At 62.2% G+C, this 24,979-nt stretch carries 27 protein-coding genes; 18 read left to right on the plus strand and 9 right to left on the minus strand.

Translation table 11 applies throughout. The features are described from left to right. Window positions 1-61 precede the first annotated feature (61 nt). A complete protein-coding gene (gene trpS / locus AC2FM3_RS12110; RefSeq protein WP_490359977.1) occupies window positions 62-1,090 on the plus strand; it encodes a tryptophan--tRNA ligase in 1,029 nt (342 codons plus the stop codon). A 58-nt stretch (window positions 1,091-1,148) separates the two neighbouring features. Here trpS and AC2FM3_RS12115 read toward each other — a convergent pair whose 3' ends face one another. Then, window positions 1,149-2,198 (minus strand): Glu/Leu/Phe/Val family dehydrogenase, encoded by a 1,050-nt coding sequence (locus AC2FM3_RS12115; protein WP_496682097.1) that lies wholly within the window; start codon window positions 2,196-2,198, stop codon window positions 1,149-1,151. A 129-nt stretch (window positions 2,199-2,327) separates the two neighbouring features. On the opposite strand from AC2FM3_RS12115, the gene AC2FM3_RS12120 reads away from it, so the two are divergent. The 14 genes from AC2FM3_RS12120 (at window position 2,328) to AC2FM3_RS12185 (ending at window position 14,139) form a co-directional block, all read left to right on the plus strand. Then, window positions 2,328-2,789: an Lrp/AsnC family transcriptional regulator gene (locus tag AC2FM3_RS12120; protein ID WP_496682099.1), complete on the plus strand. Its 462-nt coding sequence runs from the start codon at window positions 2,328-2,330 to the stop codon at window positions 2,787-2,789. Window positions 2,790-2,847: 58 nt separating this feature from the next. Further along, window positions 2,848-3,711, plus strand: a complete 864-nt coding sequence (locus AC2FM3_RS12125) for a branched-chain amino acid aminotransferase (RefSeq protein WP_496682101.1) — start codon at window positions 2,848-2,850, stop codon at window positions 3,709-3,711. A gap of 67 nt (window positions 3,712-3,778) precedes the next feature. Beyond that, window positions 3,779-4,234 (plus strand): universal stress protein, encoded by a 456-nt coding sequence (locus AC2FM3_RS12130; RefSeq protein WP_005978853.1) that lies wholly within the window; start codon window positions 3,779-3,781, stop codon window positions 4,232-4,234. Further along, complete coding sequence (locus tag AC2FM3_RS12135) at window positions 4,234-4,827, plus strand: 2-hydroxychromene-2-carboxylate isomerase (protein ID WP_496682103.1); 594 nt, start codon at window positions 4,234-4,236, stop codon at window positions 4,825-4,827. The genes AC2FM3_RS12130 and AC2FM3_RS12135 overlap by 1 nt, the downstream gene beginning before the upstream one ends. A 69-nt stretch (window positions 4,828-4,896) precedes the next feature. Then, complete coding sequence (locus tag AC2FM3_RS12140) at window positions 4,897-5,460, plus strand: NifU family protein (protein ID WP_496682105.1); 564 nt, start codon at window positions 4,897-4,899, stop codon at window positions 5,458-5,460. Further along, a complete protein-coding gene (gene tsaB / locus AC2FM3_RS12145) occupies window positions 5,450-6,040 on the plus strand; it encodes a tRNA (adenosine(37)-N6)-threonylcarbamoyltransferase complex dimerization subunit type 1 TsaB (protein ID WP_496682106.1) in 591 nt (196 codons plus the stop codon). The genes AC2FM3_RS12140 and tsaB overlap by 11 nt, the downstream gene beginning before the upstream one ends. Continuing rightward, entirely contained in the window at window positions 6,037-6,450 is a 414-nt protein-coding gene (locus AC2FM3_RS12150) for a GNAT family N-acetyltransferase (RefSeq protein WP_496682108.1), read from the plus strand. Before tsaB ends, AC2FM3_RS12150 begins: the two co-directional genes overlap by 4 nt. A gap of 159 nt (window positions 6,451-6,609) precedes the next feature. Beyond that, window positions 6,610-7,608 (plus strand): BMP family lipoprotein, encoded by a 999-nt coding sequence (locus tag AC2FM3_RS12155; RefSeq protein ID WP_496682109.1) that lies wholly within the window; start codon window positions 6,610-6,612, stop codon window positions 7,606-7,608. 113 nt (window positions 7,609-7,721) lie between these two features. Then, window positions 7,722-9,251, plus strand: coding sequence for an ABC transporter ATP-binding protein (locus AC2FM3_RS12160; RefSeq protein WP_496682111.1), 1,530 nt, complete (start codon window positions 7,722-7,724; stop codon window positions 9,249-9,251). Between the two features lies 1 nt (window position 9,252). Next, on the plus strand, window positions 9,253-10,347 hold the full coding sequence (locus tag AC2FM3_RS12165; protein WP_496682113.1) for an ABC transporter permease: 1,095 nt from the start codon (window positions 9,253-9,255) through the stop codon (window positions 10,345-10,347). After that, complete coding sequence (locus AC2FM3_RS12170) at window positions 10,347-11,315, plus strand: ABC transporter permease (protein WP_496682116.1); 969 nt, start codon at window positions 10,347-10,349, stop codon at window positions 11,313-11,315. The genes AC2FM3_RS12165 and AC2FM3_RS12170 overlap by 1 nt, the downstream gene beginning before the upstream one ends. 87 nt (window positions 11,316-11,402) lie before the next feature. After that, window positions 11,403-12,323 (plus strand): sulfite exporter TauE/SafE family protein, encoded by a 921-nt coding sequence (locus tag AC2FM3_RS12175; RefSeq protein WP_496682117.1) that lies wholly within the window; start codon window positions 11,403-11,405, stop codon window positions 12,321-12,323. 129 nt (window positions 12,324-12,452) lie between these two features. After that, window positions 12,453-13,373: a sulfite exporter TauE/SafE family protein gene (locus AC2FM3_RS12180; protein ID WP_496682119.1), complete on the plus strand. Its 921-nt coding sequence runs from the start codon at window positions 12,453-12,455 to the stop codon at window positions 13,371-13,373. A 22-nt stretch (window positions 13,374-13,395) separates the two neighbouring features. Further along, on the plus strand, window positions 13,396-14,139 hold the full coding sequence (locus AC2FM3_RS12185) for a TIGR02186 family protein (RefSeq protein ID WP_496682141.1): 744 nt from the start codon (window positions 13,396-13,398) through the stop codon (window positions 14,137-14,139). 3 nt (window positions 14,140-14,142) lie between these two features. Here the strand turns inward: AC2FM3_RS12185 and AC2FM3_RS12190 are convergent, their stop codons facing one another. The 7 genes from AC2FM3_RS12190 to AC2FM3_RS12220 all read right to left on the minus strand — a co-directional run bounded on the left by AC2FM3_RS12190 (window position 14,143) and on the right by AC2FM3_RS12220 (window position 21,039). After that, window positions 14,143-14,871, minus strand: a complete 729-nt coding sequence (locus AC2FM3_RS12190) for an SDR family oxidoreductase (protein ID WP_496682122.1) — start codon at window positions 14,869-14,871, stop codon at window positions 14,143-14,145. Next, entirely contained in the window at window positions 14,868-16,400 is a 1,533-nt protein-coding gene (locus AC2FM3_RS12195) for an ATP-dependent DNA helicase (protein ID WP_496682124.1), read from the minus strand. The genes AC2FM3_RS12190 and AC2FM3_RS12195 overlap by 4 nt, the downstream gene beginning before the upstream one ends. A gap of 51 nt (window positions 16,401-16,451) precedes the next feature. Next, window positions 16,452-17,090, minus strand: coding sequence for an acyl-homoserine-lactone synthase (locus tag AC2FM3_RS12200; protein ID WP_496682126.1), 639 nt, complete (start codon window positions 17,088-17,090; stop codon window positions 16,452-16,454). Between the two features lie 82 nt (window positions 17,091-17,172). Further along, a complete protein-coding gene (locus AC2FM3_RS12205) occupies window positions 17,173-17,892 on the minus strand; it encodes a helix-turn-helix transcriptional regulator (protein WP_496682127.1) in 720 nt (239 codons plus the stop codon). Next, the gene (locus tag AC2FM3_RS12210) at window positions 17,831-18,049 is read right to left on the minus strand and encodes a hypothetical protein (RefSeq protein ID WP_496682143.1); all 219 of its coding nucleotides are present in this window, start codon (window positions 18,047-18,049) and stop codon (window positions 17,831-17,833) included. Before AC2FM3_RS12210 ends, AC2FM3_RS12205 begins: the two co-directional genes overlap by 62 nt. 205 nt (window positions 18,050-18,254) lie before the next feature. Then, window positions 18,255-19,541: a crotonyl-CoA carboxylase/reductase gene (gene ccrA / locus AC2FM3_RS12215; protein WP_496682128.1), complete on the minus strand. Its 1,287-nt coding sequence runs from the start codon at window positions 19,539-19,541 to the stop codon at window positions 18,255-18,257. 112 nt (window positions 19,542-19,653) lie between these two features. Continuing rightward, window positions 19,654-21,039: a 1-acyl-sn-glycerol-3-phosphate acyltransferase gene (locus AC2FM3_RS12220; RefSeq protein ID WP_496682130.1), complete on the minus strand. Its 1,386-nt coding sequence runs from the start codon at window positions 21,037-21,039 to the stop codon at window positions 19,654-19,656. A gap of 146 nt (window positions 21,040-21,185) precedes the next feature. Between AC2FM3_RS12220 and AC2FM3_RS12225 the strand changes: the two genes are divergently transcribed. The 3 genes from AC2FM3_RS12225 (at window position 21,186) to deoD (ending at window position 24,315) form a co-directional block, all read left to right on the plus strand. After that, entirely contained in the window at window positions 21,186-23,153 is a 1,968-nt protein-coding gene (locus tag AC2FM3_RS12225) for a protein meaA (RefSeq protein WP_496682131.1), read from the plus strand. Between the two features lie 114 nt (window positions 23,154-23,267). Further along, entirely contained in the window at window positions 23,268-23,585 is a 318-nt protein-coding gene (locus AC2FM3_RS12230) for an H-NS histone family protein (protein WP_496682133.1), read from the plus strand. Window positions 23,586-23,604: 19 nt separating this feature from the next. Then, window positions 23,605-24,315, plus strand: a complete 711-nt coding sequence (deoD, locus tag AC2FM3_RS12235; RefSeq protein WP_496682136.1) for a purine-nucleoside phosphorylase — start codon at window positions 23,605-23,607, stop codon at window positions 24,313-24,315. 30 nt (window positions 24,316-24,345) lie between these two features. On the opposite strand, the gene AC2FM3_RS12240 is transcribed toward deoD, so the two are convergent. After that, the coding region (locus AC2FM3_RS12240) for an urea carboxylase-associated family protein (RefSeq protein ID WP_496682138.1) at window positions 24,346-24,979 on the minus strand (634 nt) is incomplete at its 5' end.

Genomic DNA, 24,979 nt, shown 5'->3' on the forward strand with positions numbered 1-24,979 from the left:
CGTCCCTTTGCCTCATGGGTAAGCGACGGAGGCTTATTTTTCCAGACGGGAGTTCCCTTCCATGACCGAGACCAAGTTCACGCCGCGCGTGTTTTCCGGCATTCAGCCCTCGGGAAACCTGCATCTTGGCAACTACCTTGGTGCGCTCAAGCGTTTTGTGGACATGCAGGGGCCGGAGATGGAGACCGTGTACTGCATGGTCGATCTTCACGCGATCACCGTCTGGCAGGATCCCAAGGAACTGGCGCATTCCACGCGCGAGCTGTGCGCGGGCTTCATCGCCGCCGGCATCGACCCGGAACAGTCGATCCTGTTCAACCAGTCCCAGGTGCCCGAGCACGCGCAACTGGCCTGGATCTTCAACTGTGTCGCGCGCATGGGCTGGATGCAGCGCATGACTCAGTGGAAGGACAAGGCTGGCAAAAACCAGCAGAACGCTTCTCTGGGTCTGTTCGCCTATCCCTCGCTGATGGCCGCTGACATTCTGGTCTATCACGCGACCCATGTGCCGGTGGGCGACGACCAGAAACAGCACCTTGAACTGACCCGCGACATCGCCATCAAGTTCAACCACGACTATGGCGTCGATTTCTTCCCGATCACCGAGCCGGTGATCGAGGGCGCGGCGACGCGCGTGATGAGCCTGCGCGACGGGGCCAAGAAGATGTCCAAGTCGGATCCGTCCGACATGAGTCGGATCAACATGACCGACGATGCCGACACCATCGCCAAGAAGATCCGCAAGGCCAAGACCGACCCCGACGCCCTGCCCTCGGACGTGGACGGGCTGGAAGGCCGCCCCGAGGCGCGCAACCTGGTCAACATCTATGCCGCGCTCAGCGATCAGACGGTCGAGCAGGTTCTGGCCGAGGTCGGTGGCAAGCAGTTTGGTGAATTCAAGCCGATGCTGGCCGATCTTGCGGTCGCAAAGCTGTCGCCGATCTCGACCGAAATGGCGCGGCTGATGGGCGATCAGGCCGAGATCGACAGGATCCTGGACCGTGGCGCGGAACGGGCGCGGGAGATCGCGGCTCCGATCCTCAGCCGCACCTACGAAATCGTGGGGATGGTGGGCGCCGGCCGCGCCTGAGAACCAGATGGAAACAGCAGCGCCGCCCCGGATCCGGGGCGGCGTTTTTCGTTGCAGATCAGGCAGCCTGCGGGTGAAGTTTTTCCTCGACGATGGATTCGGCCACCGCATGGGGGCTGACGCCATCCACCTTGGCGCGGGTCAGGATGCGGTCCATCGTCCGCTCCAACGCCTCGAGCCGCTGACCGACCCAAGCTTCGCGGTCCTTGATCTTCAGGATTTCGGTCGCCACGTTCACGATCCCGCCGCCATTGGCCACGAAATCCGGGGCGTAGAGGATGCCGCGGTCATGCAGTCGCTGCGCGTCGACATCGGTTGCCAGCTGATTGTTAGCCCCTCCGGCCACTGCGCCGACCTTCAGCAGCGGAATGCTGGTTTCGTTCAGGATGCCGCCGATCGCGCAGGGCGCGAAAATATCCGCCTCGGCCGCATAGACCGCATCAGGCGCAACGGCCTGCGCCGCGAACCGGTCCGCCAGCCGGGTAGTCTGGCCCGCATCGATGTCGGTAATCACCAGTTTCGCCCCTGCGTCATTCAGCAGCGCACACAGGTGTTCGCCCACATGGCCCAGCCCTTGCACCGAGATGGTCTTGCCGCTCAGGTCGTCGGACCCGAACCGATGCCGCGCAGTCACGCGGATGGCGTTGAAGATCCCGCGGGCGGTGATGGGCGACGGGTCGCCGCTGGCGAACGGGCCATCGGGCAGACCGGCGACATATTCGGTTTCGGTGCCGATCTGGGCCATGTCGGCCGGGGTCATCCCCATGTCCTCGGCCGTCCAGTACCGGCCACCAAGGCTTTGCACAACGCGCCCGAAGGCCTGCAACAGCCGGGGCGTCTTGTCCGCGCTCGGGTCGCCGATGATAACGGCCTTGCCCCCGCCCAGCGGCAGATCGGCCGCTGCGTTCTTGTAGGTCATGCCCCGCGACAGGCGCAGCGCATCGTCCAGCGCCTCGGACGGGTGACCATAGGTGCGCATCCGCACGCCGCCCGCTGCAGGCCCCAATTGCGTGGAATGGATCGCCACAAAACCCGAAAGCCCGCTAGCGGCGTCTTTGAATTCGACCACACGCTCGTGATCTGGCGCGTCAATCGTGGTTATTTCCATTTTGCTCCTCCGGAAAGACAGATGGAGCTTGCCACATCGGACCGAGCGATTTTCGCCAATAGATGCTGGTCAGAACATACCTCTTGGCGATAATAATAATCTAAGCCGACTATTTTAGGGATTTTCTCCATGGACCAGATCGACCGCAAGATCGTGCGCGCGCTACAACAGGACGGGCGCATGACCGTTCTGGACCTGGCTGAAAAGGTGGGCCTGTCGCCCACACCCTGCGCGCGACGCCTGGAGCGCCTGCGCCGCGACGGGGTGATCACCGGATATTCGGCGCAGGTCGACCCCGAGAAGTTGGGCTTTGGCGTCACGATTTTCGTGTCTGTCGAACTGGAGAAACAGGACCGCAACGCCATCGACGCATTCGAACGCGCCATCCTGCGCTGTGACGAGGTGATGGAGTGTTACCTCATGACCGGCTCGCGCGACATCCTGCTGCGCGTCGTGGCGCGTGACCTGACCGCCTTCGACGCGTTTCTGGAGAACCGGCTGATGCAGATTCCGGGCATCCGCAACCTACGCTCCAACTTCGCCCTGCGCGCGATGGTCAAGCGCGACGTGTTGCCATCGTCGGCCGGATAATCTGCTGGACCTCGGGCGCGCGCGCTCCTACGGTTCGGCGGAATTGACGGAGGGCACAATGGCAGTCGGCAAGAATATCCGCACCTATTTCGATGGAACATGGCACGATGGCGATGCCCCGATCATGCGGGCCGCGGACCACGGGGCCTGGCTGGGATCATCGGTGTTTGACGGCGCGCGCTATTTTGACGGAATGGCGCCCGATCTGGCGGCGCATTGCGACCGGGTGAACCGCTCGGCCGAGGCGCTGATGCTGACCCCAACAGTGTCCACGGAACGGATGGTCGAGCTGGTCCAGGAAGGGCTGGCGACCTATCCCAAGGATGCCGCGGTGTACATCCGCCCAATGTACTGGGGCATCGACGGCGACGCGACCGCGATCGTGCCGCAGGCCGGAAGTACCGGGTTCGCGATCTGCCTGGAGGAGATCCCGATGGCCCCCGAAACCGCCTCGGCCACCCTGACCACCACGCGGTTCCGCCGTCCGGTTCTGGAAAACGCGGTGGTCAACGCCAAGGCCGGGTGTCTGTACCCGAACAACGCGCGCATGCTGACCGAGGCCCGCTCCAAGGGGTTTTCCAACGCGCTGGTGGCCGATGCCCTTGGCAACGTGGCCGAAACTGCAACCGCCAACATCTTCATGGTCAGGGATGGCGAGGTCTTTACCCCCATTCCCAACGGCACCTTCCTTGCCGGCATCACCCGCGCGCGGCACATCGACAACCTGCGCCGCGACGGGGTGACCGTGCATGAAACGGTGCTGTCCTTCGACGATTTCCGTGCGGCGGACGAGGTGTTCATGTCCGGCAACATGAACAAGGTCACGCCGGTGACGGCCTTTGACGACACCCAGTACCAAGTCGGCCCCGTCACGCGCCGGGTGCGATCCTTGTACTGGGACTGGGCCGCAAGCGCCCGGTAATCGGCCCGACCGAGTTGCCAGACTGCGAAGGCTGGGGCATGATCGCCAAAATCTTGAGAGGACAGTCATGCGCAAGTTCCTTGTAGTTCTGGATGACAGCCGCGAATGCCTGAATGCCATGCGCTTTGCTGCCATGCGGGCGGCGCATACGGGCGGCGGCGTGACCATCCTGTCGGTCATTCCGCCGGATGAGTTCAATCACTGGATCGGCGTGTCCGAAGTGATGCGCGAAGAGGCCCGCGAACGCATCCACGCCCATTTCGAGGTCTTCGCGAAATGGATGCGCGACAAGCAGGGGATCGAACCCGAACTGGCGATCCGCGAAGGCGAGCCGGTGGCCCAGATCATCGAACATATCCGCTCGGACCCGGAAATCGGGGTTCTGGTTCTGGGGGCCGGCACGGGCAAGAAGGGGCCCGGGCCGCTGGTCACACAACTGACCCGCAACGCCGGCGGCTTGCCGATTCCGATCACCATCGTGCCGGGCGACCTGAGCAAAGAGAAGCTCGAAGAGATCACCTGATGCCCGCCACCCTGCACTTCTGGTTCGATTTCGCCTCGACCTATTCTTACCTAAGCGCCATGCGCGTAGAACGGGAGGCGGCGCGGCGCGGGGTGCGCGTGGAATGGCAGCCATTTCTGCTGGGTCCCATTTTTGCCGAACAGGGCTGGACCACCTCGCCTTTCAACATCTACCCGACCAAAGGCCGGTACATGTGGCGCGACATGGAGCGGCTGTGCGCCTTGCGCGGCCTGCCGCTGACCCGTCCGGACCCGTTTCCGCAGAACAGCTTGAAAGCGGCGCGCCTGGCGCTGGCGCTTCCAGACTCCGGCCCACGGGCCGCGTTCGCGCGGGCCGTCTTCTCGGCCGAATTCGGAGATGGCCGCAACATATCCGACGACACAGTCCTGCAGGATGCGCTGTCCCAGGCAGGCGCCGCACCCGAGATGCTGGACCAGCTGTCAGATCCGGCCATCAAGGCCGCCCTGTTCGAACAGGTCGACCGCGCCAAGGCATTGGGCCTGTTCGGCGCGCCCAGCTTCGTGGCCGGCTCGGACCTGTTCTGGGGTGACGACCGCCTGGACATGGCGATCGAGCATGCAGCCCTGGATTAGAATCGTTCCAAATCTTGACTTCCCCGCGCCCGGCGCGCATATCAGACGCAAGCGATACGGAGCGCCGCCATGTTCATCCAGACCGAATCCACGCCGAACCCGGCAACTCTGAAATTCCTGCCCGGCCAGACCGTGCTCGAGGCGGGCACCGCGGATTTCCCGACGGCCGAGGCCGCCGAAAACTCGCCGCTGGCCAAACGCATCTTTGCGGTAAAGGGCGTAACGGGTGTGTTCTTCGGCAACGACTTCGTGACCGTCACCAAGGATGACGACGTTCAGTGGGACCACATCAAACCCGCGATCCTGGGCGCGGTCATGGAGCATTACCAATCCGGCCAGCCGGTCATGGGGGCCGGGGCGGATGCGGCCTCGGGTCACGCGGAACACACCGGCGAAGATTCGGAAATCGTCAATCAAATCAAGGAACTGCTTGACAGCCGTGTCCGCCCCGCCGTGGCGCAGGACGGTGGCGACATCACGTTCCACGGATTTGATCGTGGCGTTGTCTACCTGCACATGCAGGGGGCCTGCGCAGGCTGTCCGTCGTCGACCCTGACTCTGAAGATGGGGATCGAGAACCTGCTGCGCCACTACATTCCCGAAGTGACCGAGGTTCGCCCCGTTGCCGTCTGAGCCCAAGGTTCTGGCCTTTGACACATCGGCCGCGCATTGCGCGGCCGCTTTGATTTGCGGCCCGGACATCATCGCCAGCCGTGCCGAACCCATGGCCCGCGGTCAGGCCGAGCGATTGATGCCCTTGCTGCAGGACATCCTGACCGAGGCCGGGCTGGACTGGTCCGGGCTGGACGCGATCGGCGTCGGAACCGGGCCAGGAAACTTCACCGGCATCCGCATCTCGGTCTCGGCCGCGCGTGGTCTGGCGCTGGGCCTGAACAAACCCGCAGTCGGGGTGTCGGGCCTCGAAGCCCTGGCTGCGCTGGCCCCTTCGGGCCACATTCCGGCCATCCCCGCCCCGCGGGACCAGGTCTATTTGCAGAAGCCGGGAGCCGCACCGCAAGTTCTGCCTCGGGATCAGGCAGAATCACTGGGGCCGCTGTTTACCAACGACGACCCGGAGCAGCTGGCCTGCGCGATCGCGCGCATCGCCGCGCAACGCCGGACCCTGCCGCAAACACCGCCCGCGCCGTTGTATCTGCGCCCGGCCGATGCCGCGCCGTCGCGCGACGCGCCGCCGGTCCTACTGGATCCATGACGCCACAGGAGATGGCCGAAACCCATGCCGCGGCCTTTACCCAGTCGCGCCCCTGGACCGCGTCGGAGTTTGCCGATCTGACTGCAGGCCGTTTCACGCATGTGCTCGGAAACAAATCTGCTTTTGCCCTGTTCCGAGTCATTGGCGACGAGGCCGAGCTGCTGACCATTGCAACCCATCCCGACCGCCAGAGGCAGGGACTGGCGCGGGCGCTCATGCAGGGCTGGCAGACGCGCGCCAGCGCTCTGGGCGCGTGCCGCGCCGTTCTGGACGTCGCGGCCGACAACATTCCGGCCATTGCACTCTATCAAAGTTGCGGTTATGCGCCCTGCGGTCTGCGCCGGGCCTATTACAGGCGTCCCGGGGCGAACAATGTCGATGCAATTGTGATGGAGCGCACGCTGCCCTGACGAAAGCCGAGCGATTCCGAGACCAATTGGTCAAAAAGCGGTTGACCATGTCAGTTTCAGACGGCCTTAATTGCCGCTATCACAGCAGTTCTGCTCGCTCTGAGCGGGGCTGGGCGTAAGACCCGGTCCCGAAGTCATAATAAACAACGGGAGTATATGATGACCCTGATGAAATCCTTGATGGGCGCAGCCGCCGCCTTTGCACTGACGGCAGGCGCAGCCATCGCCGAACCGGCAATCATCTTCGATCTTGGCGGCAAGTTCGACAAATCGTTCAACGAAGCGGCCTATAACGGCGCCAAGCGCTGGGCCGACCAGACCGGCAAATCCTTCCGTGAAATCGAGCTGCAGTCGGAAGCGCAGCGCGAACAGGCCTTGCGCCGTTTTGCCGAAGCTGGTTCCAACCCGATCATCACCATGGGCTTTGCCATGGCCGATCCGCTGGCCGCTGTCGCGCCCGATTACCCGGACACCAAGTTCGTCGCTGTTGACGTAACCTGGCTGGACGCGCCCAATATCCGCCAGATCGGTTTTGCCGAGCATGAAGGTTCGTACCTGGTAGGCATCCTGGCGGCCATGGCCTCGAAAAACGGCACCGTTGGCTTCATCGGCGGTATGGATATCCCGCTGATCCGTCATTTCGGGTGCGGCTACGCCCAGGGCGCCAAATCGGTGAACCCCGATATCAACGTCGTCGCCAACATGACCGGCACCACCCCGGCCGCATGGAACGACCCGGTGAAGGGCTCGGAGCTGACCAAGGCGCAGATCAGCCAAGGCGCTGACGTCATCTATGCCGCGGCCGGCGGCACTGGCGTGGGTGTCCTGCAGACCGCTGCAGACGAAGGCATCCTGTCGATCGGCGTAGACAGCAACCAGAACCACCTGCACCCGGGCAAGGTTCTGACCTCGATGCTCAAGCGCGTGGACGTCGCCGTGTATGACGCCATGAAAGCAGGCGAGGACGTCGAAACCGGCGTGTTCACCATGGGTCTGGCCGAAGACGGCGTGGGCGTGGCCATGGACGAGAACAACGCGCCGCTGGTGACCGACGAGATGATGGCCGCCGTTGAGAAGGCGCGCCGCGACATCATCGACGGCAATGTCACCGTCGTCAGCTACTACGAGAACGACAGCTGCCCGGCACTGCAGTTCTGATATCGCACGGGGCGGGGGAGGGCCTCCCGTCCCGCATCCACTCATGCCGCTGTTTCGCAACGACCCGATGATCGCGAGTTCAGCGCAGCTTTTTCGGCAATCGAGGACAAGACATGACAGTCCCCGCCATCGAGCTCAAAGGGATTTCCAAAGCCTTTGGGCCAGTTCAAGCGAACAAGGACATCTCGATCAGCGTCGCCCCCGGCACGATCCACGGGATCATCGGTGAAAACGGTGCGGGCAAATCCACGCTGATGAGCATTCTTTACGGCTTCTACAAGGCCGACAAAGGTGAAATCTGGATCAACGGCAAAAAGACCGACATCCCCGACAGCCAGGCCGCGATCGCCGCGGGTATCGGCATGGTCTTTCAGCATTTCAAGCTGGTTGAAAATTTCACCGTTCTGGAAAACATCGTTCTGGGCGCCGAAGATGGCGGGCTGCTGGCCCCCTCGCTGGCCAAGGCCCGCAAAGAACTGAAAGAGCTCGAGCAGGAATACGAGCTGTTCGTAGACCCCGACAAGCGCATCGACGAGATCGGCGTGGGCATGCAGCAGCGGGTTGAGATCCTCAAGGCGCTGTATCGCAAGGCGGAGATCCTGATTTTGGACGAACCCACCGGGGTGCTGACCCCGGCCGAGGCCGACCAGCTGTTTCGCATCCTCGATCGGCTGCGCGCCGAAGGGAAGACCATCATCCTGATTACCCACAAGCTGCGCGAGATCATGGAGGCCACCGATACGGTGTCGGTGATGCGCCGCGGCCAAATGACCGCCACGGTCAAGACCGCCGAGACCAACCCCGAGGAGCTGGCCGAGCTGATGGTCGGGCGCAAGGTTCTGCTGCGCGTCGACAAGGTGCCGGCCAAACCCGGCAAGCCCATTCTGGAAATCGAGAACCTGCGGGTGACGGATTCAACCGGTGTCGAGCGCGTCAAGGGCATCGACCTGACGGTTCGCGCGGGCGAGATCGTAGGCATCGCGGGCGTCGCCGGAAACGGGCAGTCCGAGCTGCTCGAGGTGTTGGGCGGAATGCGCCCCGGATCGGGGACGATCAGGATGAACGGCGTTCCTCTGGCGTTGAGCGGGCCAGGGTCGGACGGGCAAGCGCGCCGCTCCCAGGGCATCGCCCATGTGCCCGAGGACCGGCAGCGGGAAGGCTTGATCATGGATTTCCACGCCTGGGAAAACGTGGCGTTCGGCTATCACCGCGACCCGGCCTATCAGCGCGGGATCTTCATGGACAACGCCGCCCTGCGCGCCGACACCGAACGCAAGATCGAGAAATTCGACGTGCGTCCGCCGAATGGCTGGCTGTCGGCCAAGAATTTCTCGGGCGGGAACCAGCAGAAGATCGTCGTGGCGCGCGAAATCGAGCGAAACCCCGACCTGCTGCTGGTGGGTCAGCCGACCCGCGGTGTGGACATCGGGGCGATCGAGTTCATTCACAAGCAGATCGTCGCCCTGCGCGACCAAGGTAAGGCGATCCTGCTGGTCTCGGTCGAACTGGAAGAGATTTTCTCTCTGTCTGACCGGATTGCCGTGATGTTCGACGGGCATATCATGGGCGAGCGCCTGCCCCATGAAACGGATGAAAAAGAACTGGGCCTGTTGATGGCCGGTGTTGCGGGGGAGGCCGCGTAACATGGACAAGATGCCAAAATGGGCCGACGTCATTCTGATCCCGCTGATCAGTCTGATCCTGGCCGCTATCCTGTCGACCCTGGTCATTCTGGCCATCGGCGAAAACCCGGTCGAGGCGGTGAACCTGATGGTCACCGGCGCGCTTGGGTCGACCTATGGCTGGGGCTACACCCTGTATTATGCCACCAACTTCATGTTCACCGGTCTGGCGGTCGCGGTGGCATTCCACGCGCGTCTGTTCAACATCGGCGGCGAAGGCCAGGCAATGTTGGGCGGACTGGGCGTCGCCATGGTTTGCCTGTATGTGCCGTGGCCGCACTGGAGCATCGCCCTGCTGGCGGCCATGGCCGCCGCGATGCTGTTCGGGGCGGCCTGGGCGGCGATTCCGGCCTATCTGCAGGCCAAGCGCGGAAGCCATATCGTGATCACCACGATCATGTTCAACTTCATCGCTGCGGCACTGCTGAACTACATGCTGGTCAACGTGATGCGGCCAGCCGGTTCGCAAGACCCGGCAACCGCCCGCTTTGCCGAGGCGGTACATCTGCCCACGCTGCACGAGATGCTGGCACCGATAGGAATCAACTTCTCCAAGGCCGCCCCGGCCAACATTTCGCTGATCGTGGCGCTGTTGGCCTGTGTCGTGGTCTGGGCGCTGATCTGGCGCACCCGTCTGGGCTATGAAATCCGGGCCTATGGGCATTCGGAGACCGGTGCGGTCTATGCCGGTATCTCGCCGGTGCGCATCACCATCGTGGCGATGCTGATCTCGGGCGCTTTGGCGGGTCTGATGGCGATCAACAACGTCATGGGCGAGGCCGAGCGGCTGGTTCTGAACTCGACCGAGGGCGCAGGCTTCATCGGCATCGCCGTGGCCCTGATGGGCCGTTCGCACCCGTTCGGCGTGTTCCTGGCGGCCATCCTGTTCGGCTTTCTGTACCAGGGCGGCGCGGAACTGGCGCTGTGGACCTCGATCCCGCGCGAACTGATCGTGGTGATCCAGGCGCTGGTGATCCTGTTCACTGGGGCGCTGGACAACATGGTGCGCATGCCGCTTGAAAAGCTGTTCCTGGCCCTGCGCAAGGAGGCGAACTAATGGACTCCTTCCTGACACTGATTCAAGTTCTGGATTCGACCGTCCGCTTGGCCACGCCGCTGCTGCTGGCCTGTCTGGCAGGGCTGTATTCGGAACGCGCGGGCATTTTCGACATCGGCCTCGAGGGCAAGATGCTGATGGCTGCGTTCTTCTCGGCGGCGGTTGCGGCCGTCACCGGATCGGTCTGGCTGGGCCTGCTGGCCGGGATCGCAGCGTCGCTGGTGTTGTCGGCCCTGCACGGGCTGGCCTCGATCACCTTCCGCGGCAATCAACTGATTTCGGGCGTGGCGATCAACTTTCTGGCGGCAGGCCTGACCGTGCTGATCGCACAGGACTGGTTCCAGCAGGGCGGCCGCACGCCCTCGCTGTTCGGAGGCGGCCGGTTCGAACCGATCACATTCCCCTTTGCCGAGTCGCTGGGTGGCGTCCCGATCATCGGGCCCATCTACTCCGAACTGCTGTCGGGCCATTCGATTCTTGTATATGTGGCGTTTCTGATGGTTCCTGCCACGTGGTGGGTGCTGTTCCGCACCCGTTTTGGGCTGCGGCTGCGCGCGGTCGGGGAAAACCCCGCCGCCGTTGATACCGCAGGGGTTTCGGTGGTCGGCCTGCGCTATGCCGCCGTGGCCATCTGCGGTGTTCTGTGCGGGATCGCCGGGGCCTATCTGGCAACCGGGTTGCAGGCCGGTTTTGTCAAGGACATGACCGCCGGCCGCGGGTTTATCGCACTGGCAGCCCTGATCTTCGCCAAGTGGCGCCCATGGCACGCCATGTGGGCCTGCCTGCTGTTCGGGCTGCTGCAGGCGGTGGCGCTGCGGTTCCAGAATATCGATCTGGGAGGCATCGTGATCCCGGTGCAGGCCATGGACGCGCTGCCCTATATCCTAACGGTCGTGATCCTGGCCGGTTTCGTCGGCAAGGCCATTCCGCCGAAGGCAGGGGGCGAGCCGTACATCAAGGAGCGATAAGGCCAGTTCGGGACTGATTGGCAGTCCTGTTCGCTGCACAGCGGCATGCAGAGTTGATTTTGCATGCCGCAACCGCTCTAAAGGGGTATGCACGTCTACCTTCCCATCGCCGAAGTGTCCGTGAGCCCCTTCCTTTTGCTGGGGACCGGAATCACGGTCGGATTCCTGTCGGGAATGTTCGGCGTGGGCGGCGGCTTCCTGATAACCCCGCTGTTGTTCCTGATCGGCATTCCGTCGGCCGTCGCCGTGGCGACCTCGGCCAATCAGGTGGTGGCATCTTCGTTTTTGGGTCTACTGGCCCATCTGAAAAGACGCACCGTCGATCTGAAGATAGGATCGATTCTGCTGGGCGGCGGCCTGCTGGGCGCCACGATCGGAAAGATCGCTTTCAACGCCCTCAAGCATCTGGGACAGGTCGATCTGGCGGTCCAGCTTTGCTATGTGGTGTTCCTGGGCCTGATCGGCAGCATGATGTTCGTTGAAAGCGTGCTTTCCATCCGTCGGGCTCGGCAGGCAGGCGGTACCGTTTCCGCGGGCCGCCATCGGCGCGGATGGATTCATGGCATGCCGTTCAAGACCCGGTTCAGGGCCTCGAACCTTTATCTCTCGATCATCCCGCCGGTGATGGTGGGCTTTGGCGTCGGGGTCTTGTCGGCCGTCATGGGCGTGGGCGGTGGGTTCATCATGGTGCCGGCCATGATCTATATCCTGGGGATGCCGACCAAGGTCGTAATCGGGACTTCTCTATTCCAGATCATCTTCGTCGCCGGCTTCACGACGATGATCCATGCCTCGACCAATTTCAGCGTCGATATCATCCTTGCCCTTTTCCTGTTGATCGGAGGCGTCGTCGGCGCCCAGTTCGGAACCGGTCTGGGCGCCCGCCTGAAGTCCGAGCAGCTGCGCATCCTTCTGGCGGTGATGGTCATGATCGTCGCCGCCAAGGTTGGGCTGGACCTGACCATCGATCCGGTCGAACACTACAACCTGTCTGAATTTCTTGGATAGAACTTATGGTCCGGCACCGCTTCGACACTCACTCACGACCGCCCCGAGAATCCACTGGGCTTGGGCCTGCACTGTCTCCGGCCCCCGCGTTCAGCCCTGCCCCCGCAGATTCAGGAGCGTGTTGACAGCATGTATATTTACCTTCCCATTGCCGAAGTCTCCGTAAATGCCTTTCTTCTGTTGGGGCTGGGCGGAATGGTGGGCATCCTGTCGGGCATGTTCGGGGTCGGCGGAGGCTTTCTGATGACCCCGCTGCTGTTTTTCATCGGCATCCCGCCGGCCGTCGCGGTCGCCACCGAGGCCAACCAGATCGTGGCGTCATCATTCTCGGGGGTGCTGGCGCATTTCCGACGAAAGACTGTCGATCTGAAAATGGGCTGCGTTCTGCTGGTGGGCGGCCTGTTAGGGGCCGCGCTGGGTGTCGTGGTGTTCAACTACCTCAAAAGCCTCGGCCAGGTCGATCTGCTGGTCAAGCTTTGTTACGTGGTATTCTTGGGCGTCGTAGGCGGCCTGATGTTCATCGAAAGCCTGAACGCGCTGCGCAAATCCCGCCGGGCCGGAGGGCCGGTGGCCAAACGCCGTCAGCGCGGATGGATCCATGCCCTGCCCTTCAAGATGCGGTTCCGGACTTCGGGCCTTTATATTTCGGTGATCCCGCCGGTTCTGGTGGGTCTGTGCGTCGGCGTACTGTCGGCCATCATGGGGGTCGGCGGTGGCTTCATCATGGTGCCTGCAATGATCTATCTGCTGGGCATGCCGACCAAGGTGGTCGTAGGGACATCGCTGTTTCAGATCATCTTCGTCACCGCCTTCACCACAATGTTGCATGCCACCACGAACTATACCGTGGATATCGTGCTGGCGGTGCTGCTGCTGGTCGGAGGTGTGATCGGCGCGCAAATCGGCACCGTCATCGGATCACGCATGCCCGCCGAACAGTTGCGCGTGCTGTTGGCAGCGCTTGTTCTCGCGGTCTGCGCCAAACTGGCACTGGATCTGCTTCTCCAACCAGCCGAGCTCTATTCGCTCGGCACCGACGGAGGGCACTGACGTGTTGCGCTGGATTCTAGCCATGGTGTTGCTGTCCCTGCCCGCCGCGGCAGCGCAGGAACAGGTCGTTCTAGGCCTCAGCCAGGACCGGGTTGCCATCACCGCCGATTTCGACGGTTCCGAAATTCTGATTTTCGGCGCCGTCAAGCGCGAGGCGCCCATTCCCGACGGGCCACCGCTGGAGGTGATCGTGGCCGTGGCCGGCCCGTCCGAACCGGTCATGGTCCGCCGGAAGGAAAAGAAATTCGGCATCTGGGTCAACACCGACAGCGTCCTGGTCGATTCCGCGCCCAGCTTTTATGCCGTGGCGACCAGCGCCCCGTTCAACGAGATCATCAGCGACACCGAGGACCTGCGCTATCGGATCTCGATCAAGCGCGCGATCCGCTCGGTCGGGGCCGCGATGCATATCCGGCAGGCGCAGGACTTTGCCGAGGCGGTCGTCAGAATCCGCGAGGATGAGGGCCTGTATTCGATTCGTGAAAACACCGTTGCCGTGGATGAACAGACACTGTTCCGCACCTCGATCGACATGCCCGCTGACCTGACCGAAGGCGACTATCTGACCCGCATCTTCCTGATGCGCGGCGGTCAGGTGATTTCGGAATTCGAAACCACCATCGACGTGCGCAAGGTGGGGCTGGAGCGGTTCCTGTACAACATGTCCCGCCAGCAGCCTGTCTGGTACGGGCTGATGTCGCTGGTGATCGCCATCGCGGCGGGATGGGGCGCATCCACGGCCTTCCGGCTGCTGCGTGAAAGTTGAGGCCTAGCCGCGGCCGATGTAGGGCATCGTGGTCGCCATGACGGTCATGAACTGAACATTCGCCTCGGGCGGCAAGCTGGCCATGTGCAGAACCGACCGCGCCGCATCCTCGACCGCCATCGTCGGGTCCGGCTCGCGCCCTTCGGCAATGGCCCGTTCAACCAGACCCTGCACCATCGGGGTACGCGCGTTTCCGATGTCGATCTGACCGCAGGCAATGCCGAAGGCCCGCCCGTCCAAGGACAGGCTGCGCGTCAAACCGGTTATGGCATGTTTGGTAGCGGTATAATGCACCGAGTTCGGACGCGGCACATGCGCCGCGATCGAGCCGTTGTTGATGATGCGTCCACCTTGCGGGCTCTGCCGCCGCATCGCATCGAACGCGGCGCGGGCGCACAGAAACATCCCATTCAGATTCACGTTGACGCTCTGATACCAGTCGTCCAGCGCGATCTCGTCGATCGTTCCGGCGGGCGCAAAAATGCCGGCGTTGTTGAACAGAACATCCAACCGTCCGGCCTGCACCTCAAACGCATCGAATGCTGCCGACACCGCTTGGGGGTCCGTCACGTCGGCCACCAGCGGAATAGCGTTTTCGCGCGCGGCGGCCATCTGGTTCAGCTTGTCCGCACTACGCGCCAGCAGGCCGACCTTCCAGCCCTGATCCAGAAACAGTTCGGCGGTGGCTCGCCCGATCCCCGAGCTGGCACCGGTTACGATGATCGTCTTCATGTCTCCTCCGCCTCCAGCGTAAGTTTTGCGGCCGGGACCGCGCGCAGGTCGTCAACCTGCAACGGGTGGCTCGGCTTCGAAAGCCGATTGCGCACCACCCAGATCAGCCGCTCTTGCGCCCGGGTGATGGCCACATAGGCCAGCCGTTTCCAAAGGGGTTGCCCGGCCTCAGTCCGGCCCATCCGGGCGGCGGCGTAAAGGTCAGGGGCAAAGACCTGCACCGTGTCCCACTGCGAGCCCTGCGCCTTGTGGATCGTCACGGCGGCCCCATGCAGAAACGTGGCCCCCATGCGCGCGGCAAAGGGGATGAAGGGCTCTTCCTCGTCCGGTTTTTCGATCTGCACGATCGAAGCGGCGCTCACCTGCGGGTCCTCGGCCCCCATGACATGCAGCCGCGAGAACCCCGGCTTGCGCCCCGGTCCCAGATAGATCACCTGCGCGCCCTTGATCAGCCCGCGCGCCTCGAGGTCGAGCCGCTTCTTGCGGTGCTTCAGCGGCAGCTCGATCCCATCGCAAATCAACGGTTCGCCTTCCAACAGCTCGGTCTCGGGGGCCCCATGCACCTGGCGGAAGGCCTGGATCAGCCGGATACGCGTCGCGTTCCGCCAGACCAGAACCGGGCTGCGGGCCATCAGGTCGACCTCGACCCGCTGGCCCCAGACCACGCGGTCATCCGTGCGGGCGGTCTGCTCGACAAGGCGTTCGAAATCCTCGAACCCCATCGCCGGATCGGCCAGCGCATGGGCCAGGTCCAGAATGGGGTTGTCGGCCTCTTGCCGGTGCACCCGGTGCAGGATCAGCTTGCGAGGTTCCGGCAAAGCATCGAACACCATCGACCCGGACTGGTTCACCGGCGCCAACTGCGCCGGATCGCCGAACAGCAGCAGAGTGGGAAAGATCTCCTTGAGATCCTCGAACTGCCGGTCATCCAGCATCGAGGCTTCATCGACGAACCCGATATCCAGCGGCTCGTCGCGCCGTTTCCAGCCGGTGATGAAATCCGACCCGCGCAGGCCGGCGGCGGCCAGAGCACCGGGGATGGACTTGTTGTTGGCGTAAAACGCGGCGGCGCGGTCCAGCGCCTCGTCGGTCAGGCCTTCAATCTCGGGGCGGTCGTCGTTGCCCGCCAGCCATTCGGCGATCCGCTCGTATTCCGGATCATAGACCGGCGTGTACAGAATCCGGTGAATGGTGGTGGCCGGAACACCGCGCAACCGCAACACGCTGGCGGCCTTGTTGGTCGGGGCCAGAATGGCAAGGCTGCGCTTGTCCTTCGATTTGCGGCTTTCATAGTCGCCCGAGACGATCTGAACTCCGGTCTCGGCCAGCGCCTTGTAAAGTTCGGCCAACAGCAGGGTTTTGCCCGACCCGGCCTTGCCGATCACCGCCATCACCCCCGACTCGCCTTGGCCGGGCAGCTTGAGCAGCGCATCGTCTTCCAGGTCCACGCCTGCGGTTTTCAGCATCTGGGCGATGCTGTCGAAGGCGGCGGCCTGGTCTTCGGAAAATGTGACCTTGGGCAGAGACATGGCGCGACCCTACAAGGCCGCGCCAGTCTGCGCCAGATGCGGAATCCAACGTCAGGCAGACAGTGCGAACCGATGCCGCGCGGTGGACCCAAAGGCTGTTCGGAACCACAGCCGCGACAGCTCGCGCGGGATGCCCGCCCGCTCGGCCACACGGTTGCAGTCCTCGGCCGAATAGGGCCACAGTCCGACCGAGATCTGGTCGCGCCCAGTTCCCTCCGAGCCCAGCACGATCGGAGACGACCCGATCAGGCGATAGATGCGAATCATGCGCGCATCAAAGACCCCCGCGATGTGGGTCAGGCCAAAGCCCTCCATCACTTCGCCGCCGCTCAGCATGATGGCACCGGCCGTGTGCGGGCTGGCCCCGCGCGACAGGCAGAATCGGGTCACTTCCCAGATCAGGGGGCTGCAAATCGGCCGACCTCCGGTCAGATGTCCAAACACGTCATTCACCATGACCGAGCCCGTCGTCGGCAGAATTCGCATGGACCCGCCATGGCTGCCATCCGGCTCCTCCCAGATCACATACAGCGGGTTCAGATCATCATACTGGTCCCGCTCCTCGCCTTTTTCGTTGACGTGAACGTCCCACCCCAGGCGGGTCTTGAATTGATCGGCGCGGTCGCGAAACATCCCCTCGGCCAATTTCGGAAATTTATGAAGTTCGTCAGCGTATAAATAACGCAGCATGACTTTTCCCCTTGTCGTCCAGTGCTGGAACGAAGGGGGTACAAAGCCATGGTTAATTTACTGTGTTTGGGGCGCGCGGCCCTTAAACCACTATTAATCCCCGGCTCAGGGCTTTTGCGATGGCGTGCGTGGTGTTCAACGCCCCCAGCTTGGCCCGCGCGCTTTCGATATAGACCCGCAGCGTGTGTTCGGAAATCGACAGGGAATGGGCGACCTGCGCCCGACTGTAGCCAAGGGCCAAAAGTGTCATGGCATCAATCTCGCGCGGCGACAGCGAACGGGGCGAATCCGGTTGCCGGGACCGCTCGAATTCCAGCGCCTTTCGGTTGAAGTAATGCGCGATCAGGATCAGTTCGCGGCCATATGCGCCGATGAAGGCCTGCCACGCGTCATCCGTACATGAATGGTTCACGGTAAAGAGGGCAAACTGGCCATTCGGGCCGCGGATAGGTATCGAGTAACCTTGATTGCCGACCCCGTGCGCCAATGCATCCTTCAAAAAGGCCTTGGCGACCTTGCCCGACCAGTCCAACGCCTTCCAGTCAACCGGCTGGAACCGTTGGAAACAGCCCAGAATGACCGGATCGATGCGATGATAGTTGCGCTCCTGATAGCGCTCGGCCCAGGCGTCGGGATAGGTCGTGCACCCATATTGTTCGCCGCCGCCATCGACCCAGTGATACACGATGTGATCGATTTTCAGCTTGTCGCGAAGCCCGACGGCAACCGCGCCCAGTTCGTCAAGCGTGCTGGTGTTTTCCAAGTCCTCCAGGACCTGACTCAAATCGACCTGCGTTCCCATTCGACGGTGCCCGCGCCTCACGCTCGAGGGACGCAATCTCGGCCGCTGCAATCAGCTTCGTGTCATCAAGCTGTTCGGCCAAAGCCGTCAGCCCATTGGCAACTGCGAAGGCGTTGAGGTCCGACAGTACGTCCAGTATCCACTCATTCTGCGCCATCAGGGTCGCTCCGAAACAGTTAACGAAGGGTTAACACAACCATAACATGTGTGTGATTTTGTTGCATATTCGCTTCTTTCTACTCCCCAAAAATGGCGGGTCCGCAATCTCCAAGCGACTGAAGTTCAAGAAGGGGCTGCAAAACAGAAAACGCCCGCGAGTCGCCGGAACGATTCGCGGGCGTTGATGCGTTTCAACGCCCCGCTCAACCGCGGGCGTCCAAGACCTCCTCGAGGGTGCGTAGCCCGGTGCGCGGCGCCTGAACCAGAACCGACATGTTTCCTGGCTTGTGCTCGTTGCGCATCATCTTCATGTGGGCTTCGGGCAGTTCGTTCCAGGGGAACACCTCGGACATGCAGGGATCAAGCCGCCGTTCGAGCATCAGTCGGTTCGCCGCCGAGGCCTGCTTGAGATGCGCGAAATGCGACCCCTGCAGGCGTTTCTGGTGCATCCACATGTACCGCACGTCGAAGGTCAGGTTGTAACCGGTGGTGCCGGCGCAGATGACCACCATGCCGCCCTTCTTCACGACGAAGGTCGAGACCGGGAAGGTGGCTTCGCCGGGGTGCTCGAACACCATGTCGACATTCACGCCCTTGCCAGTGATGTCCCAGATCGCCTTGCCGAATTTGCGGGCTTCCTTGAACCATTCGGCGTATTCGGGTGTGTTGACCGTAGGCAACTGACCCCAACAGTTGAAATCCTTGCGGTTGATGACACCCTTGGCGCCCAGCCCCATGACGAAGTCGCGCTTGCTTTCGTCCGAGATCACGCCGATTGCGTTGGCGCCCGCCGTGTTGATCAGCTGGATCGCGTAGGAGCCCAGACCGCCCGACGCGCCCCAGACCAGAACGTTCTGGCCCGGCTTCAGGTCATGCGGTTCATGCCCGAACAGCATCCGATAGGCAGTGGCCAGCGTCAGCGTGTAGCAGGCGCTTTCCTCCCAGGTCAGATGCTTGGGGCGCGGCATCAGCTGCTGCGCCTGCACGTTGGTGAATTGCGCAAACGACCCATCGGGCGTTTCATAGCCCCAGATCCGCTGGCTGGGTGAATACATCGGGTCACCGCCGTTGCATTCCTCGTCGTCGCCGTCGTCCTGGTTGCAGTGGATCACGACCTCGTCGCCGACCTTCCAGCGTTTCACCTTGTCGCCCACCGCCCAGACGATGCCTGATGCATCCGAGCCCGCGATGTGATACGGGGCCTTGTGGCCATCAAAGGGGCTGATCGGTTTGCCGAGCGAGGCCCAAACGCCGTTGTAGTTGACGCCCGCCGCCATCACCAGAACCAGTACTTCGTGGCTGTCCAGCTTGGGCACATCGACCACCTCCAACTGCATCGCAGTGTCGGGCTCACCGTGGCGCTCCTTACGGATGGCCCACGCATACATCTTCTTCGGCACATATCCCATCGGCGGGATTTCACCCATTTCGTAGAGGTCTTTTTCCGGTGCCTCGTAGGACGCGATGCCGCTGTCGGTGTCCAAAGCCATTGTGGCCTCCTCTGTCAAACATGTTCGCCGCGACGCAGAATCGCGCGCTTCATAGGCTGGAATATTGGCCCATGAGTAATTTTGCAACCCATTTCGGATCATTATTGAAATTTTATGACCCAGCAGCCGCAGAAATTTCTTTTGCAGCCGCAGAACCATCCGGGTCTTCGCTGATGGGCGCTGAGGCGGCATAATACTGCATCAGATCCAGCCGCTCGACCGATGGCGACAGCATACCGTTGTTTCTGCTCAGTATTCGCCGTTCAACCAGTTGTTCGATCGCTGGCGAAATAGCTTTCAGGTCTTCGTCCGTCGCGCCTTCCCGCCGCATCAGTTCGACGATGCGTGACTGAACGTCAGACTCGGAGATGGTGCCGTTCTCGCGAACGAGCCAACACGCGGCGGGCGCTGGTACCAAAGGAATCGCCTGGCCAATCCGGCGCATCAGCTCTCGGGCCAGATCCGTCATCAGGTCCGGGCCAGCTTGTTCGCGAAACTCCTGCAGCGAAATGGGCAGGCCGTACCGAACCGAGGCCAAGCCGAACCGCTTGTAGCGCCCGATGATACGGCGCCATACCTGTTTCAGGCTCCACCTTGTGATCACGCCGATCCGAGCGCGAAACCGCCGTTCGCTGCCCAGGGCGGCAGCGGTCAGGATCGTATCCTCCAGCACCCTGTCATAGTTCAGCGCAACCGGCACGAACACCACATCCCGCCCATCGGGGCTGGTGCCGTCGATGATGTATTTCAGCAGCCCTAGCTTGGGTCGGCCCAGCGCCCCGGTCAGGCTTAGGCCACCTTCAGGAAACATCGCCTGCGTGACACCGGCATTGGTGGCCAAGCGCACATAGCTGGCCAGAACCTGCCGGTAGAGTTCGCTGCCGGACTTGCGCCGGATGAAATAGGCTCCCATCGCGCGGATCAACCGGCTGAGCGGCCAGACCCGTGCCCACTCGCCCACCGCATAGGACAGCGCCGACTGTTGCGCGGCCAAATAGGTCACCAGAACATAATCCATGTTGCTCCGGTGATTCATTACAAAGACCACGGTTGCTTTGGGATCGATCTCCTTCAATGCGGCCTCGTCCTCGTGGCTGAGGCGGACATTGTAGAACGCGTTGCTCAACCATCGAGCCAACCGAATGGCAAAGCTGAAATACATGAAGGCCGAAAACGACGGGACGATTTCTCGGGCGTATCGCCGGGCCTGCTCGAACGCGACCGCTTCGGGGATACCATGTTCTTCGGCGTGGTGCTGAACAGCCTGACCAACCTGCGGGTCATAGATCAGGCGTTGGATCATGTCATGACGCTCGGCCAGTTTGAACGGCTGGATTGGCCGTTGCAGGCGCTGGTTCAACCGTTCAACAGCCCGTTCAAGCCGGCGGCGAAAGAACCAGCGCACCGACGGGAACAGGAAATGCGAGGCAAAAGTGACCGCGGCAAACACCACGATCAGAACAAACAGCCAAATCGGTAGCTCAACGGTCTGCGTCATGCCGGCACAGTGCCATCAAACCGCCGCCGTCACAATCTGCAGCACGCCGTACATGCCGCAACGCAGCGAATTGACATGTGCTGAAAATTGCGCTTTAGAACCCATGAGAGAAATATTGTTACCCATCGACGCATGAGGCTCTGACCATGACGCAGACGCAGAAAGACCGCCCCTGGCTCATCCGAACCTATGCCGGTCATTCCACGGCCAAAGCCTCGAACGCGCTGTACCGGTCCAACCTGGCCAAAGGGCAGACCGGTTTGTCGGTTGCCTTCGATCTGCCGACGCAGACGGGTTATGACAGTGATCACACCCTGGCCCGGGGCGAGGTCGGCAAGGTCGGGGTGCCGGTCTGCCACCTGGGGGACATGCGGGTTTTGTTCGATCAGATCCCGCTGGAGCAGATGAACACGTCGATGACGATCAACGCCACAGCCCCTTGGCTGCTGGCGCTGTATATCGCGGTGGCCGAGGAACAGGGCGCCGATGTGTCCAAGCTGCAGGGCACGGTACAGAACGATCTGATCAAGGAGTATCTCAGCCGCGGCACTTATGTCTGCCCACCCAAGCCCTCGCTCAAGATGATCGCGGATGTGGCCGAGTACTGTTATTCGAACGTACCGAAATGGAACCCGATGAACGTGTGTTCCTATCACCTGCAAGAGGCCGGCGCGACGCCCGAGCAGGAGCTGGCCTATGCGCTGGCCACCGCCATCGCGGTCCTAGACGAGTTGCGTCCCCGCGTTCCGGCCGAGGATTTTCCGGCGCTGTGCGGCCGCATCTCGTTCTTCGTGAATGCGGGCATCCGATTTGTCACCGAAATGTGCAAGATGCGGGCCTTTGTCGACCTTTGGGATGAAATACTGCAACAACGTTATGGCGTGGAAAACCCCAAGTTCCGCCGGTTCCGCTATGGCGTTCAGGTCAACTCGCTGGGCCTGACCGAGCAGCAGCCCGAGAACAACGTCTATCGAATCCTGATCGAGATGCTGGCCGTGACCCTGTCGAAAAAGGCGCGCGCCCGGGCGGTGCAATTGCCCGCCTGGAACGAGGCACTGGGCCTGCCGCGCCCCTGGGACCAGCAATGGTCGATGCGAATGCAACAAATCCTGGCCTATGAGACAGACTTGCTGGAATATGACGACCTGTTCGACGGCAACCCGGTGGTCGATGCCAAAGTCGAGGAACTGAAGCAGGGCGCCCGGGCCGAGCTGGCCAATCTGGAGTCGATGGGCGGTGCGGTTGCGGCGATCGACTACATGAAATCGCGGCTGGTGGATTCCAACGCCGAGCGGCTCAACCGGATCGAGCGCAACGAGACCATCGTCGTCGGCGTGAACCGCTGGACCGAGGGTGAGCCCTCGCCGCTGCAGACCGAGGATGGCGGGATCATGGTCGTCGATCCGGCGGTCGAACAGGAACAGATCGATCGCCTGAACGACTGGCGTGCCGCCCGCGATGACGCCGCCGTGAGCGCGGCGCTGGCCGATCTGCGCGCCGCCGCGCAATCGGGCGCCAACATCATGGAGCCCTCGATCGCCGCGGCCAAGGCCGGCGTCACCACCGGTGAATGGGCCGAAGAGATGCGGCGCGTCTTTGGCACCTATCGTGGCCCGACGGGCGTTTCGGGGTCGGTCTCGAACAAGACCGAAGGCTTGGACGACCTGCGGGCGGCGGTGGATGCGGTCAGCGACCGCCTGGGGCGTCGCCTGAAATTCCTGGTGGGCAAGCCGGGGCTGGACGGCCATTCCAACGGTGCAGAGCAGATCGCCTTCCGCGCCCGCGACTGCGGCATGGACATCACCTATGACGGCATCCGCCTGACCCCCGAGGAAATCGTGAAGTCGGCCATGGATCAGCAAGCTCATGTGATCGGCCTGTCGATCCTGTCGGGCAGTCACCTGCCGTTGGTTCAGGAAGTCATGACACGCCTGCGCGAAGCTGGCTTGGGTGATATTCCCGTTGTCGTCGGGGGCATCATCCCGGACGAAGACGCGGATCGCCTCAGATCGATGGGTGTTGCCAATGTCTATACTCCCAAGAATTTCGAACTGAATGCGATCATGGGAGACATCGTGGCGTTGGCAGATCCAAAAACGATCGCCGCAGAATAAAACAGAAATGAGCGCGCTTATTATTCGATTTCAGTAAAAAAGATTAGAAAACAAAGAAAGTTCTCCTTACCGTGTGCGGACAATTCGCAACCGAAATTGACAGGTACGGGGAAAATGGCGATCAATCTTGAAAAAATGTCGCGTCAGGAACTTCTGGAATTGCGCGGCCAAATCGACACGGCTTTGGAGAATGCCGAGGCCCGCGAGCGCGAAGAAGCCCTGAAAGCGGCTGAACAGGCCGCGGCGGCTTATGGGTTCTCGCTGTCGGACCTGACGGTGAAGGCGTCCAGATCTGGAAAGAGCGGCAAAGCCAAGGCAAAATACCGGAATCCGGCTGACCCTTCGCAAACTTGGACGGGGCGCGGGCGCAAACCGAAATGGGTACACGAAGCGCTGAAAGCCGGAGCAGATATAACCGATCTCGAAATCTGAATGAGGGTTTTGTACCAAAATGACAATTCACATTGGCGCCGAAAAAGGTGAAATTGCCGAAACCGTGCTTTTGCCCGGCGACCCCTATCGCGCGAAATGGGCAGCGGAAACTTTCCTGAGCAATGTCCGCCAGATCAACGATGTGCGCGGAATGCTGGGATTCACCGGCGAATGGAAAGGCAATCCGGTCACCATTCAAGGCAGCGGAATGGGAATGCCCTCGCTGTCTATTTACGTCAATGAACTGATCCGGGACTACGGTGCGAAAACCCTGATCCGCATCGGCTCGTGCGGTGGCATGCAGGAAAACGTCAAACTGCGCGATGTGATCATTGCGATGACGTCAACGACGCTCAGCACGCCGTCTCGGGGCATCATGAAAGAGATCAACTTCGCGCCCTGCGCCGACTGGTCGCTGTTGCAGGCGGCCGTGCAGGCGGCCGAGGCGAAAGGAACCCCGATGCATGTCGGCGGTATCTACTCGTCGGACGTGTTCTATGACGAACGCCCCGACCTGAACGAGCAGATGGTGCGCCACGGCATCCTGGGTGTCGAGATGGAGGCCGCCGAGCTGTATATCCTGGCCGCACGGCACAAATGCCGTGCTCTGGCGGTTCTGACCGTGTCCGATCACCTGCTGACCGGCGAGGCCCTGCCCTCGTCCGAGCGCCAGAGCAGCTTTGGCGACATGGTGGAAATTGCGCTGCACGCCGCCTTCCCGAACGCCTGAAGCCAACCGGCCCGGGGCTATTCCCGGGCCTCAGCGCCCGTGCGAGCGGTCATAGCCATTGGGCGCCGGGCTTTGCCATCCGGTCAACCTCCCCTCGGCAGGCGCAAACACTTCGACAAGCAGCGGATGACAGGCGGCGGTGTCCGATGAATGCTCGGCCGAGCAATCCCCGCCCGGGCATGCGCTGAGGTTGCCCAGCAGGTCGATCTCGGCGAAAAACTCCAGATAGTCGCCCGGACGCACCGGCGACGCCTTCATGAAATACTGCCCGGTATCGCGGGTGAAGCCGGTGCACATGAACACGTTCAGCACGTCGTGCACGGCCGGCTCGGCCTCGGCCAGCGAAAGGCCCAGATGGTCGGCCAGCGCGCGGGTCAGGTTGGAATGGCAACACTGGTGATACTGCGTGCCCGACAGCAGATTGCCGGTGTAGGGGTCGCAGCGCGTTCCGATCACGTCATGCACCGACCCGCCATATTCGTCGATGCCGTACCAGTCCAGCGTGTCGGCCACGATCGTCGCCATGGGGCGCAGATGGGGAAAGCTGGACCACAGCCGCTCGCCCGTCGTCACGTGGGTTCCGTGCAACGCGCGGGTCTTGCCTGAATAGAAACGCTCGGACAGGTCGTGCAGGCTCCACAGGTTCAGGTCACCGACCTGCGGG

Source organism: Ruegeria sp. BHSB172, from assembly GCF_059613165.1.

Bases quoted from the DNA above. Each gene is read 5' to 3' on its own strand.
- trpS (WP_490359977.1), top strand. From the start codon at position 62: ATGACCGAGACCAAGTTCACGCCGCGCGTGTTTTCCGGCATTCAGCCC.
- AC2FM3_RS12115 (WP_496682097.1), bottom strand. From the start codon at position 2,198: ATGGAAATAACCACGATTGACGCGCCAGATCACGAGCGTGTGGTCGAA.
- AC2FM3_RS12120 (WP_496682099.1), top strand. From the start codon at position 2,328: ATGGACCAGATCGACCGCAAGATCGTGCGCGCGCTACAACAGGACGGG.
- AC2FM3_RS12125 (WP_496682101.1), top strand. From the start codon at position 2,848: ATGGCAGTCGGCAAGAATATCCGCACCTATTTCGATGGAACATGGCAC.
- AC2FM3_RS12130 (WP_005978853.1), top strand. From the start codon at position 3,779: ATGCGCAAGTTCCTTGTAGTTCTGGATGACAGCCGCGAATGCCTGAAT.
- AC2FM3_RS12135 (WP_496682103.1), top strand. From the start codon at position 4,234: ATGCCCGCCACCCTGCACTTCTGGTTCGATTTCGCCTCGACCTATTCT.
- AC2FM3_RS12140 (WP_496682105.1), top strand. From the start codon at position 4,897: ATGTTCATCCAGACCGAATCCACGCCGAACCCGGCAACTCTGAAATTC.
- AC2FM3_RS12150 (WP_496682108.1), top strand. From the start codon at position 6,037: ATGACGCCACAGGAGATGGCCGAAACCCATGCCGCGGCCTTTACCCAG.
- AC2FM3_RS12155 (WP_496682109.1), top strand. From the start codon at position 6,610: ATGACCCTGATGAAATCCTTGATGGGCGCAGCCGCCGCCTTTGCACTG.
- AC2FM3_RS12160 (WP_496682111.1), top strand. From the start codon at position 7,722: ATGACAGTCCCCGCCATCGAGCTCAAAGGGATTTCCAAAGCCTTTGGG.
- AC2FM3_RS12165 (WP_496682113.1), top strand. From the start codon at position 9,253: ATGGACAAGATGCCAAAATGGGCCGACGTCATTCTGATCCCGCTGATC.
- AC2FM3_RS12170 (WP_496682116.1), top strand. From the start codon at position 10,347: ATGGACTCCTTCCTGACACTGATTCAAGTTCTGGATTCGACCGTCCGC.
- AC2FM3_RS12175 (WP_496682117.1), top strand. From the start codon at position 11,403: ATGCACGTCTACCTTCCCATCGCCGAAGTGTCCGTGAGCCCCTTCCTT.
- AC2FM3_RS12180 (WP_496682119.1), top strand. From the start codon at position 12,453: ATGTATATTTACCTTCCCATTGCCGAAGTCTCCGTAAATGCCTTTCTT.
- AC2FM3_RS12185 (WP_496682141.1), top strand. From the start codon at position 13,396: ATGGTGTTGCTGTCCCTGCCCGCCGCGGCAGCGCAGGAACAGGTCGTT.
- AC2FM3_RS12190 (WP_496682122.1), bottom strand. From the start codon at position 14,871: ATGAAGACGATCATCGTAACCGGTGCCAGCTCGGGGATCGGGCGAGCC.
- AC2FM3_RS12195 (WP_496682124.1), bottom strand. From the start codon at position 16,400: ATGTCTCTGCCCAAGGTCACATTTTCCGAAGACCAGGCCGCCGCCTTC.
- AC2FM3_RS12200 (WP_496682126.1), bottom strand. From the start codon at position 17,090: ATGCTGCGTTATTTATACGCTGACGAACTTCATAAATTTCCGAAATTG.
- AC2FM3_RS12205 (WP_496682127.1), bottom strand. From the start codon at position 17,892: ATGGGAACGCAGGTCGATTTGAGTCAGGTCCTGGAGGACTTGGAAAAC.
- AC2FM3_RS12210 (WP_496682143.1), bottom strand. From the start codon at position 18,049: ATGGCGCAGAATGAGTGGATACTGGACGTACTGTCGGACCTCAACGCC.
- ccrA (WP_496682128.1), bottom strand. From the start codon at position 19,541: ATGGCTTTGGACACCGACAGCGGCATCGCGTCCTACGAGGCACCGGAA.
- AC2FM3_RS12220 (WP_496682130.1), bottom strand. From the start codon at position 21,039: ATGACGCAGACCGTTGAGCTACCGATTTGGCTGTTTGTTCTGATCGTG.
- AC2FM3_RS12225 (WP_496682131.1), top strand. From the start codon at position 21,186: ATGACGCAGACGCAGAAAGACCGCCCCTGGCTCATCCGAACCTATGCC.
- AC2FM3_RS12230 (WP_496682133.1), top strand. From the start codon at position 23,268: ATGGCGATCAATCTTGAAAAAATGTCGCGTCAGGAACTTCTGGAATTG.
- deoD (WP_496682136.1), top strand. From the start codon at position 23,605: ATGACAATTCACATTGGCGCCGAAAAAGGTGAAATTGCCGAAACCGTG.